At 34.6% G+C, this 11,667-nt stretch carries 12 protein-coding genes; 7 read left to right on the forward strand and 5 right to left on the reverse strand.

Annotated features, from left to right (window positions below; all coding sequences use genetic code 11):
* Positions 1 to 909: 909 nt before the first annotated feature.
* From AC4MC0_RS17775 to AC4MC0_RS17785, 3 genes are all read left to right on the forward strand, one after another.
* Positions 910 to 1,296, forward strand: coding sequence for a hypothetical protein (locus tag AC4MC0_RS17775; RefSeq protein ID WP_005237886.1), 387 nt, complete (start codon positions 910 to 912; stop codon positions 1,294 to 1,296).
* Positions 1,293 to 1,463 carry a hypothetical protein gene (locus AC4MC0_RS17780; RefSeq protein ID WP_171291932.1) on the forward strand — a complete coding sequence of 57 codons (171 nt, stop codon included), beginning with the start codon at positions 1,293 to 1,295 and terminating at the stop codon, positions 1,461 to 1,463. Before AC4MC0_RS17775 ends, AC4MC0_RS17780 begins: the two co-directional genes overlap by 4 nt.
* 157 nt (positions 1,464 to 1,620) lie before the next feature.
* Positions 1,621 to 2,523: a DUF4747 family protein gene (locus AC4MC0_RS17785; RefSeq protein ID WP_491887522.1), complete on the forward strand. Its 903-nt coding sequence runs from the start codon at positions 1,621 to 1,623 to the stop codon at positions 2,521 to 2,523.
* Between the two features lie 80 nt (positions 2,524 to 2,603).
* Here the strand turns inward: AC4MC0_RS17785 and AC4MC0_RS17790 are convergent, their stop codons facing one another.
* The 3 genes from AC4MC0_RS17790 to AC4MC0_RS17800 are packed head-to-tail and all read right to left on the reverse strand — an operon-like array spanning position 2,604 to position 4,608.
* The gene (locus AC4MC0_RS17790) at positions 2,604 to 3,278 is read right to left on the reverse strand and encodes a PP2C family protein-serine/threonine phosphatase (RefSeq protein ID WP_016539273.1); all 675 of its coding nucleotides are present in this window, start codon (positions 3,276 to 3,278) and stop codon (positions 2,604 to 2,606) included.
* Complete coding sequence (locus AC4MC0_RS17795; RefSeq protein ID WP_436915986.1) at positions 3,278 to 3,976, reverse strand: hypothetical protein; 699 nt, start codon at positions 3,974 to 3,976, stop codon at positions 3,278 to 3,280. Before AC4MC0_RS17795 ends, AC4MC0_RS17790 begins: the two co-directional genes overlap by 1 nt.
* The gene (locus tag AC4MC0_RS17800; RefSeq protein WP_016539271.1) at positions 3,976 to 4,608 is read right to left on the reverse strand and encodes a hypothetical protein; all 633 of its coding nucleotides are present in this window, start codon (positions 4,606 to 4,608) and stop codon (positions 3,976 to 3,978) included. Before AC4MC0_RS17800 ends, AC4MC0_RS17795 begins: the two co-directional genes overlap by 1 nt.
* A gap of 254 nt (positions 4,609 to 4,862) precedes the next feature.
* Here AC4MC0_RS17800 and AC4MC0_RS17805 point away from each other — a divergent pair, with 254 nt between their 5' ends.
* The 4 genes from AC4MC0_RS17805 to AC4MC0_RS17820 all read left to right on the forward strand — a co-directional run bounded on the left by AC4MC0_RS17805 (position 4,863) and on the right by AC4MC0_RS17820 (position 9,615).
* The gene (locus AC4MC0_RS17805; RefSeq protein WP_035371760.1) at positions 4,863 to 5,123 is read left to right on the forward strand and encodes a hypothetical protein; all 261 of its coding nucleotides are present in this window, start codon (positions 4,863 to 4,865) and stop codon (positions 5,121 to 5,123) included.
* Between the two features lie 120 nt (positions 5,124 to 5,243).
* The gene (locus AC4MC0_RS17810; RefSeq protein WP_016539269.1) at positions 5,244 to 6,425 is read left to right on the forward strand and encodes a ComEA family DNA-binding protein; all 1,182 of its coding nucleotides are present in this window, start codon (positions 5,244 to 5,246) and stop codon (positions 6,423 to 6,425) included.
* Positions 6,426 to 7,263: 838 nt separating this feature from the next.
* Complete coding sequence (locus AC4MC0_RS17815; RefSeq protein WP_005146104.1) at positions 7,264 to 8,751, forward strand: SulP family inorganic anion transporter; 1,488 nt, start codon at positions 7,264 to 7,266, stop codon at positions 8,749 to 8,751.
* Between the two features lie 12 nt (positions 8,752 to 8,763).
* Positions 8,764 to 9,615 (forward strand): universal stress protein, encoded by an 852-nt coding sequence (locus AC4MC0_RS17820; protein ID WP_002115246.1) that lies wholly within the window; start codon positions 8,764 to 8,766, stop codon positions 9,613 to 9,615.
* Between the two features lie 231 nt (positions 9,616 to 9,846).
* Here AC4MC0_RS17820 and AC4MC0_RS17825 read toward each other — a convergent pair whose 3' ends face one another.
* Together AC4MC0_RS17825 and repM are read right to left on the reverse strand one after the other, a co-directional pair.
* On the reverse strand, positions 9,847 to 10,413 hold the full coding sequence (locus AC4MC0_RS17825) for a plasmid replication DNA-binding protein (RefSeq protein ID WP_032024465.1): 567 nt from the start codon (positions 10,411 to 10,413) through the stop codon (positions 9,847 to 9,849).
* A gap of 63 nt (positions 10,414 to 10,476) precedes the next feature.
* Positions 10,477 to 11,400 (reverse strand): replication initiation protein RepM, encoded by a 924-nt coding sequence (gene repM, locus AC4MC0_RS17830; RefSeq protein ID WP_032066855.1) that lies wholly within the window; start codon positions 11,398 to 11,400, stop codon positions 10,477 to 10,479.
* Between the last annotated feature and the right edge of the window lie 267 nt (positions 11,401 to 11,667).

Here is an 11,667-nt window from a genome sequence, read left to right on the forward strand (position 1 = left end):
TCGCTACGCTCAAACTCTATTGAATCTCGCTTTCGCTCGATTCGTGGGGCAATTTTTTGGATCATTCTGTTGTGACTTTGAGAAAAAGCAAAGGCAAGAGCAAAAGCAACTCGGAATTCGCTTCGCTCATAAAGCTTTTTTACTCGCTACGCTCGATCTAGACTCAATTTTCTGCATGTGATTTACGCTTATTTAGGCTTCACAGCCTAAAAAGCTGTTTTTCAGAGAGTCTAGGTGCGAATTTTGGTGCTTCGCTCGTAGACACTCGCTCTATTCATCCCGATTAGAATAAAAATAGCCTCTATTTGGCGTTCACTTGCGTTTTTTGACCTGATTACTCATTTCAATAGTGAGATCTATGTCTTAAGTAAAAATGTGGCTGAAATCGCATTTGAGAGCGTTTCAACTTGGGTTTTATTTTTGATCTGTAGGCTAGAGTTTCCGCTTATAGATTTTTTCCCTTAGACACACAATAGTCAGGATCTCTTTTGGCCAAGCACTATCTTTACTGTCAGTTAAGTCAATTAAATGGATTGGGAGCCGGTACATACCGGCAATTTTTGGTTCACACACCACGCATCTAAAGATAAAGGCTCCAAAGCCTTATCCTATAAGGGATACAGCGATTTTTCATCTATCTGGAAAGCGTTTACGCTTTTAGCATGATTTTTATTATTTTTCATAGGTTTAGCTGTAAACACGTTTTGTTGCAAATAAAGTGCAATATTTACTTACAAAACAATGAGATAGCTTGTAATCACCTTTGTTTACGTTTTTATGTAAATTTCTCTTTTTATATTAGATATTTAACCTGTAATCATTAAAACTTAAAACAGTGTTTACTTATATTTGATAGTTACTTTTTAAAAATTAGGTGCTTAGATTGAAAACAAATTGTAGGAGTTTTTCATGAACAGTACTCGAACCGTTGCCGTCAGATTAGACAATCAGGTCGCACAAGAATATGAGCGTTTGGCTCAGTTGAAGGGCGATAAATTAGGGACTTATCTGCGGGATCTTCTGACCAGTAATTTACAGATGGCCAGTATTGAACGGCAGGCCAATCGGATTGAAACATTGGTGAATGATTTTGAGAAGCAAATTAATTACTCCCTCGATAAGTTTACTGAGGCCAATTATTTAAATGAAAAATTCTTTGAAGACTTTGGCCATATATATATGTTTCAAATTGGGATGCTGATGCATCTAAAAGTCGATCGAGGAGACATCCAATTAATGCAAACTAGAGGAAATGCATATGCTCAAAGGCACTATTTTGCGGGGGAAAAGCCATGAGCAATATTATTCAACTCTCTAAACCATGTGCTTTTTGTGATTCAAGGGACAACGTACAGCTTTTTGCAGGGCTGATGCTTTGTGGGAATTGTCAGGACAATATCCGGATTACCAATCCTGGTATGTTTGAGGCCAATGATCAGATTGAACAAAAAAACCAGAGTTAATCTGGTTTTTAATACAGTACTCTATTTTTATGTACGAAAAATTCTTTAGATTAATTATACAAGTTGTAACAACTTATATGATTATGAAAAAGAAGAAGATTATATTTAATTTATAATAAATGTATAATTATTGCTCGATAATATTAATGAGAGAAATATGGCAGGTTCACGTTCATGTTCTGTTCTTTACACAGCTTTTGATGTACAGATTTTTTCTGACGAGGTTTCAACAAAGACATATGTAGATTTGTTTTTGGATCTAAGTGGGAATCTCCGTGAAGTACCTTTGCAAGCTCGTTCCAATTACGTAAAGTTTGACAGTATAAAGCCTTTAAATGAAGATAAATTAGAGCATGGCTTTAGATGTGAGATCTTTAAAAGTACTGGGCTTACTAGTAATTTTAGAGATACGGTAGAATCTCAAAATGTAAAATTAGACACTAATAGATATATTCCGACAAACTATAAAGCAAACCCTAAAGATTTTAGTGCTGTTTTCTATCCATCGGAAAGAAAAATTATTTGTGAATTATCTTTTAAAAAGAATAAAACAGCGCATGCAATTGTTGAAGAATTTCTTAAAAAATTAGTTAATACACCTACACTAAATAATAAATTTAAGCGAATTGAAATAACGCCAATTTATGAAAAAATTACGGCTGATGATATTAATCATAATAAAACATTGACTTACGTTGAAGCAGTTATAAATAATATTCCTGATTCTTTTGATGATCTAAATATAATTTTATCTGATAAGGATAGAATTTTCTTAAAAAGTCTGGCAGATAGTAACTTAGAGTCCTATTCTCAGGTTTTAAAAAGTACAAAAACAAAATTCTTAGAATTAACTGAACTAAATAAAGATTTCATTAGATTGGCTATAGAATATGGATTTGTAAAATTTCATTATAAAAATATAGATAATCTAACAGAAAAGAAAAGCACGCTTAATGTTTCACCATTCACAAAACGTTTAAAAATTTTTCCAGAAGAAGTTTATGGAGATTTCTTAATACGAGAAACGAGAAACATAGCAGAACAACTATCTTCTAAATGAGCTGAAAGATCATCCGAAAAAATGGAAGCTATAAGCTTCCATTTTTGATTCGTATAAGAGATTTTATGTTAAATAACTAATCATGGATTAGCTATAACAAAAGCTAAATCATCAATTTCATTATAATTTTCTTTATTTTTTACAGTTAACAAAATTTTATCAATGTCTAATTTCCATAAACCATCTGTTGCTAAAAGATAGGTGCCTTCTTCTCTGTTAAAAATATTTATTTCGATCTTTTTAATGTGTTTAGTATTCAATGAGTTCGTTAAGATATGATTATCATGTGAAGATCTCAAAATTTCCTCTAAATCCTCAGAATCCCTATCCTCAATCTGACACATCGTTAAACTATGTGGGTAAGTTAACCAGGTTAGTTCTTTTTCAACAATTAAGCCTAAACGGCAGTCACCAAGATGGACGCTATAGACTTTTTCTGGATTAAAAATTAATAAGCAGATACTCATAGCTGCTGGGATGAGCTGCCTATATTGGGAAATGTGGAATTCTCTAATTAGGTTTTGAAGAAATTCTTTAATTTCATGATCATCATTTATTAAATATTCAAAAGCTTCTTTCTTTTCTAAAATAAATGAATGGAAGTTAGAAACAAGAATGTCACTATTGGGATGCTTACTATGCCCATCAACTATGTAACAAAGCTCTAATACAGGATTCGATCTTAGCTCCCCAGTACCATCTATTCCATGTTTATTGGGGAGGCTTTGATTATGAGTAAAATGAAATAAGTTCATTAAAAGGCTTTATTCCATTGTTTTATTATTGCATTGATTACTTGCTTAACTCGCTCTTTTGAGCCGTATCTACATTGATCATCTAAAACAATTTGGAATTCATTGTGGTTCTGTAATTCTGCGAGAACATGGGAAAGATAATCTTTCAACTCTTGAGGGCTAGAGTATATCTCTTCAACTAAAGTACTTCTCCCCATGCATACAGTTAAAATATCTTCTATATCCTTACTCATTAGGGGGTCATTATTTCCTCTACCCTTATAAGCCTCGAACTTAGTAGCTAAAAAGTACGGTGATTCAAGTATATTTATTTCAAGTTTATTTGGGAGGCAATATCTAACTTTATGAGTAATGGCTTGTTCATACCAATAGTTACTAAAACCTAAAATATTTGAATCTGTAGGCATGAAGTCAACAATTAGGTCATTCCCCAGTTTGTAACGACATAAGATATTATCTTCTTGATCATTTACGAAACCTAGTTTTCGAATTTTTTCTTCTAATGAATACCATTCTGCATGAGTGGTTATATCTACAATTAAATCGACATCATATGTGTATCTTGTTGCTAATGAATGGTTTTTGGGGTCTAAAAGTAGGCTAGTAGTACATCCACCAATAAAGACCATTTCCTCTCTAAGATCTTGAGTTAGTGCATCAGCAACTTTCTCTAACATTTTAATTAATGGTGAATTCATTAGTTTGATACGCCTAAGATTTCTGAAAACAGTTTTTCTGCAATGTGTTTCTCTCTAGGAGAACCAATTCTAAAAATATCAATTATTGCAAAAATTTCATAGAGATAATTATCTTCAATTGCTGCATATGGTATTGATTTATGCATAGGTTCAATTGCTAGACCTGAAATAGATTTATAGGTTTGTATTGGCCAGATATAAGGTATAGGCGAACTATATGCCAAGAAAGAATTAAGACCCTCTTTAGAAAATGCTGTAGGAATTCCAAAATCCATAGATCTTAGTTCAGCAGGGAAAAAGTATTGAAAACTATGAATAACTAAATTAAAAAAGGCCCTTTTATTAATATCCCAATCGAAATTCGCTAAGTCTAGCCTCTGAGAAAATTTTTGATCATGTATAACTAGCAGTCCAACTTTTACTAATCTTTTAATACACTCTGAGACTTCACTTTTGCCTATAACAATCGATTCAGCGAGTCCTCTAACTGACAAAAGGTGTTTGATTGACCTTTTTAAGTAAAAGTTAGAGTAGTCGTTACTGTACTCACTACTAAAATTAGATGAGGTACGTAATTCATTTTGAATCGAAAGTAACTTTACTAAAACAAGAATATCTTGAGATTTAAGCATTTTATCAATGTCCGCTGTCCTAGGACAAAAATATATGTTGATGGTGAATGCATAGAATTGCAAGTTTTTTTGAAAAATAAAAAAATGTAATGAAAAAGTCCTGCATGTGGTTAGGAATTTTTACTTTATATAATAGCTGGATTTATGAAAATTTAGGATATCATATGTCGTTATAATGCTTCTATATTATTGTATTTATTAGTAATTAATGTAATATGAATTAAATAATATTTCTAACTTTAAAGAAGATTTTTATGACAAAAAAAACTTACACTTTGAAAAAAAATACTAATACAGGTCAATTTCACCTTTTTCAAGGTAAATTGAATCCTCCGAATTCAGAAAATAAATGTACATCTGATAGTAGGTCAGTTTGTGAAAAAATGACATGGGTGTCTGGATTTAAAGATATTAGTTGTGAATTAGATGAATCTATTGTGCGTGTTAAATGTGCACAGCTAGGTCGTTCCGTATGCGGCATATGTGTTAGTCATTTATATGCAGATCCAGAGTAAAATATTTCCTGTACTTTAATAAGATTTTCTTCGTGTGATATATGGTAGGGGCTATTCAAAATCAATAACCTTGTACATTCGATAGAATCTTTCAACAAATATTAGATTAGGGAAAATTTTGTGGCAGAAAGAAAAGCTGAAGCACTAAAGATTATTGAAGAAGGTTTAAAAGAGCTAGAATCTGCAAAAGGTAGCGTGACCGTGGGGGTTCAAAAACTTTCACGGGCAGCTAAACTCTTAAATGAAGATGAAATAGTTGCTTGGAGTGAAATTCAGCTGGGTTCTACTCGTTATGTTAGTGCCCTACAAGATTTTTCAGAAAAAATAGACGAAGAATATAAAAAAGAAGAAAAGCCTCAAAATATGGATGATCCAAAATTTAAAAAAAATCTAGATAAACTGAAGGAGTTATCTATCCCATTAAGTGAAATACCAGAACTTCATAGGTTTAAAAGTATAAAAGCAACTGGTGGATATCACTCTGTAGAATTTATCGAGGAAAGATATGCATTCATTACTAAACTCAAGCAATTTACTGACCATGTTTACAATCTAACGGACCTAAAACGACATTTACAATATATTAGAAAGAAAGCTTTAGACTACTTAACTGAACTTGATACCAAACTCAGATTTTCAGGAACAATTACATCGAGTTTCGACATTTTAAAAAATGCTGTTGATGACAGATTATTGGATTTAGATCCAGAAATCGCTGAGCAGCTTATGTTAGCTTTCAAGTCAGTATCATCTGATAGTAAAGAAGAATGGTCTCAAGCATTAGCCACATGCAGAAGATTATTGGAAAGTTTGGCAGACAAACTCTATCCTGCAACTGAGGAAAATATTAAGGGTCGAACTTTTAAGCAGAACCAATATATTAATCGTATTTGGCGATTTATGGATGTTTCTATTGAATCAAAAAGCAATAAGGAAATGGCAAAAGCTCATGTAGACTATTTAGGTAGCTGGTTATCTGCAGATTACAGTTTAGCCTGTAAAGGGGTTCATGCTGAGGTAAATCAACTAGAAGCAACTAAAGCAATCTTCCATATTTATTTGATGCTTGCCGATTTATTAGATTACCTAGATCCATCAGCTGTTTCTAAGAATACTAAGCCACATATAACTGAAGTTTCACTAGATGAAATTGAAGCATTACTCAATATTAGGCGAGATATAGCAAAAGCAATCGTAATAGCACGCGTCAATAATAAAGGTTTAACCTTAGAACAACTTTCTGAAGTAAAAGGAATTGGAGCAAAGACTTTGGCAACTGCAAAAGAAGTTTTTGAGTTTTAATTTTATGGTTAATTACTGTATGGGTATAGCCACGAATTTTTTACTTATTATATGGTTCTCATAAAATCAACATAATACGGATTATCCGAAGTAAATAAGCAATAAAAAAGCCCAACATCCTGTTGGGCTTTTTTACATATTTGATGCTTAGGTATAACTCCTGTCGTACCTCACTTCCTTGTTCTATCTCTTGTTATTCTTATTTGGAGCATCCTGCTCTCTATATCCCCATAATATGGAATTGCTGAGAGATGGTGTAGCCGCAAAAGCCTTAAATAGTTGTACGCTTAGGCGTACAAAATGGGGTAAAAATAATCCCTGTTTTATCCGCAGAAATTGTGGATGATTTTCGATGTTAAACCCATATAAAGATTATGTATTTATCTATTTCGATGTATTTTTGATCAACTTTATTGGCAATAAGTATCAAAACTGCTCATAAAAAAGCCGACTTGTTTCCAAGTCGGCTTTTCGGGGTTGCGTCCCCGATTTTTTATAACATAACTTTTTGAAATATAAAACTATTTTTATATGCGTTTCGTATAACGCCCATTATGTTAAATGGACATAAATCAATTCTAAAATTATCTATGATCATTCTTACTTTTACTTCAGTACTACGGTTAGGGTGGATAGAAAAGGGCCTAACTGCTATCATTGCCCCCGAAACCCTCCAAAATAGATATCTTTCTTAATATGACACTTACGCCACCATAAGTTTATTTATCTCTTAAAACAGTAAATAACTCATCACTGTCTAGTGATGTGGTGTAGTAGCTTGTGTGTCATATATCACATCACTAGCCTTTCCTAAAATTTAAAAAAATAGGCTATTTTCATGTTATCCACTATTCGAGAACAATGGTTCTCCAATATTCGCGGGGATGTTCTTGCGGGTATTGTTGTTGCTTTGGCTCTAATTCCTGAAGCAATTGCCTTTTCAATTATTGCAGGTGTCGACCCTAAGGTAGGGTTATATGCTTCATTCTGTATTGCCGTGGTGATTTCTTTCGTAGGCGGTCGTCCAGGGATGATTTCTGCTGCAACTGGTGCTATGGCTTTATTAATGGTCACACTGGTTAAAGAGCATGGTCTGCAATACTTATTAGCAGCCACAATTTTGACAGGATTTATTCAAATCCTAGCAGGCTATCTAAAATTAGGTGCATTGATGCGCTTTGTGTCAAAGTCGGTTGTGATTGGCTTTGTGAATGCCTTGGCTATTCTAATTTTTATGGCCCAATTGCCTGAACTCACCAATGTGACATGGCATGTCTATGCGATGACAATTGGTGGTTTAGCCATTATTTATCTATTCCCCTATATCCCAGTAATAGGCAAGCTTTTACCCTCTCCCCTCATCTGTATTGTACTCCTCACGCTCTTTGCCTTGTTCATTGGTTTAGATGTAAGAACCGTAGGTGATATGGGGCAATTACCAGATACTCTTCCAATTTTCTTGCTTCCTGATATTCCTTTAAATCTTGAAACTTTAGCTATTATTTTGCCTTATTCACTGGGATTAGCAGCCGTCGGTTTGCTTGAATCTATGATGACAGCAACGATTGTCGACGATTTAACAGATACCACCAGTGATAAAAACCGTGAGTGTAAAGGACAAGGCGTTGCCAATGTCGCTTCAGGCTTCTTAGGCGGAATGGCAGGCTGTGCCATGATCGGTCAATCAATTATTAATGTGAAATCTGGTGGTCGTACCCGTTTATCTACCTTTAGTGCGGGGGTCTTCCTGTTAATTATGGTGGTGTTTATCAGTGACTGGCTCAAAGTCATTCCAATGGCTGCACTGGTTGCCGTAATGATCATGGTTTCAATCGGAACATTTAACTGGGATTCACTGCGCAATATTCGCCAATATCCCTTCTCTAGCAATATCGTAATGATAGCGACAGTGGTTGTGGTTGTTGCCACACATAACCTGGCTTATGGCGTATTAGTCGGTGTTCTTCTTTCTGCATTATTTTTTGCTAACAAAATTGAACGCTACATGGCAATTCAGTCCGAATTTAATGAACCTGAAAGTACCCGTACTTATACGGTGACGGGTCAAGTGTTCTTCAGCTCGGCAGATAAATTTACGTCTGCATTTGATTTCAAAGAAGCACTTTCAAAAGTTGTGATTGATGTTAGTCAGGCTCACTTTTGGGATGTGTCTGCGGTCGCTGCCGTAGATAAAGTGGTCATTAAGTTTAGACGTGAAGGAACAGAAGTCGAACTGATTGGAATGAATGAAGCCAGTAAAACGTTAGTCGATAAGTTTGGTATCCATGATAAGCCAGATGCTTTAGATCGCTTAAATAGCCACTAAGAGGGATGAATTATGTCAAAAATTATTGCATGTATTGATGGATCATTAGCAACAAATACCGTTTGTGATTATGCAGCTTGGTTTAGCGATAAATTGAATTCACCTCTTCAGTTATTGCATGTCATTGATAAGCCAAAAGCGAAAGCACCACAAGATTTAAGTGGTGCAATTGGTCTAGGAAGTCGAGAAACCTTGCTAAACGAGTTGGTTGAACTGGAAGAACGTAAGGGGAAAATTGAGCTAGAGCATGGCCAAATTCTTCTTCGGGAAGCAAAAAACTATCTATTGGAGAAGTTCTCTATTGATGCTCAAAGCTTTCAACGCCATGGCAGTCTTTTAGAAACAATCATGGGAATGGAAGAGGATATTCGAGTTCTTGTTATGGGTAAGCATGGAACTGAAACCGAGCACAATTCCAGTAAAGTTGGAACCCATATTGAAAATGTTGTTCGTGCTCTTCATAAACCCGTGTTAATCACATCCTCACCGTTTAGTCCACCTCAGTCATTTTTAATTGCTTTTGATGGAAGTCCTACTGCACGTATTTGTGTAGACAAAATTGCAAATAGCCCTTTATTAAAAACCCTGACAGCTCATGTGGTATATGTTGGTAAGCCAAATAGTGATATGACATCACAAGTCACTTGGGCAAAAGAGCTACTTGCAAATAATGGTTTTGATGTCATTGATAGTGTGCTTGAAGGTGATGTTGAGAAATCTATATTGGATTATCAAGAAAAAAACGTTATTGATATGATTGTGATTGGTGCATATGGTCATTCAAAGATACGCCAGTTTTTTATTGGTAGTACGACGACCAAATTGTTATCAAGTTCTACAAAACCAGTATTATTACTAAGATAATTTTTACAAGATAAAGGGATAGTTAAAAACTATCCCTTTTTTAGAATTTCTAAAATTAACATAATACACCTTATACGAAATGCTTGAAATTTCCTTATAAGCATCAATATCTTAGTCAAAGCCGTTCTAGGGTTCAGCGCACTGGAACGGCTTTTTCATGATTATTCACGTTCCACGCTTATTCTTTGATCAATGTGTCACAACTTTGATTAGTACACCTAAATAAGCCTCTTAGCCATTCGGCAAGAAAAACCGGCTTAACCATCCTCTTTTCGGCTGCTCCGGTTCAACCTGCTCCGGCACTGGAATACGCTTATTTTCCGTCTGCTCCGGAGTAGTCAATCCATCCTGTTTAGCTTCTGCTGTGTCCGGTTCTGGAGCTGTTTTGGCCATGCTTGGTTGCAGCGGTTCTTGATCGGTAAACGTAGTCATATTGGCCGTGGGAGGCTTCATTTCAATGAGCGTTAGAAGCGTATCAATACGAGCATTCGCCTTGGATTCACGATCTTCGGCTTTTTCTAACTGTTTTTTTAGAAAGTCGATTTGGTTTTTCAGCTCTACCACTGTTTTATCAGTGTATTCAGGTGTATTTTGATTTTGTATTGAAGACGTATCAATACGTTTTGCCTGTTTTGCTCCGAAAGGCTCACCATAGACGCGAAGTAATTCTGAAAAATCTATAAAACCGTCATAGTCACGGCTTAATACACCGTTTTTTATATCTTTATAGATTGTCGCTCGGGATTTTTTATACAGAGTTGCAGCATCACTAACACTGTATTTTGTAGCTGTATTCATAGTGTATTGCTGTGTATTTTGAAAACGTATTGGAGAATACAATATGTGTATTCTCTAATACACTCAAGCTTTAAAGCCTAGGTTTTTTAGGTGAGGTAAAAACTGCTTTTGTTGTATTGGATCTCTTAGCATTTCTTTGATTTTTGCTGCTAGGCTCTCATAGCTTTCATTACCATTTGCTAAGTTCGAAAATTCAGGCAATCGTGAAAGCTGATTGCCAAACATATTGATTTGAGCATCTGTCATTTGGTGGAATGCTGTTTGGGATACCTTTGTTAATTCTTGTTGAGATGGCTTATCTTTCGATTTAATTCTAAATTGGATATCTGTGATAACTCGCCCTTTCTTGAATTGGTCATAGTCAACGGTAATATTAGTATGTTTATTAATTTCACTTATTGCTCTGTCTAAGACATTAGATTTAAAGTTCGACATAGTTGAATATTCAGTCGCATCCAGCCCTAATTTTGATCTAAGATCGTTAATACTATATTTCTCAGTTTTTGCTACATTCAACCATTTAATTAATAGCTCATATAGTCTGATGCTATATTTACTCTTAAAGTCAGACACTTGTTCTATATGGTATTTTGTGAATTGTTCGCTTAATCGGCTTATTAAGCTGATAACTTCGTTACTAAGGTATAAAACGATAAGGCCACTAGAATCTACATAGGTCACTTTGTTTACCCAATTTGCTGTAGTAAGAGCTTCTTGGCCCTTATATCTATCTAAATAACTAAACTCCCTTCTTTTTAGAGTTTTCGCTGCTTCTCTAAGCAAGCCATAGGCATTATTACTATCTACTTTAAATTGATGAACGTAGTCACTTACGAAAACTTCTATTGGTGTATCAGATGTGAGATTAGAAGACTCTCTAGCTCCAACTATGGCCAAGAGCATAATACGTTGCTCTATGAGTGATAAGTTGAAAGAGGCATCGATAAGAGCATTATCCTTAACAACTAATTTATTGTTATTTGTCATGATATGAAGCTTATTAATTCATTTAACTAGGTTATATGTTATATATTTTAAATAGTCAATAATCTAGCTATTTAAATACCCCTTAAACCTATCTTTATCACCCCTTAAACCTATCTTTATCACCCCTTAAACCTATCTTTATCACCCCTTAAACCTATCTTTATCACCCCTTAAACTATTGCAAATAAAGGCTTACAGCATCTCTAAAAGCATTTAAAAACTTTAAAATTATTAAAAGCCTTAGGATGGAAAAATTGCCCTTGGTTT

The sequence above is a fragment of the Acinetobacter sp. CAU_H_S139_7 genome, assembly GCF_058599305.1.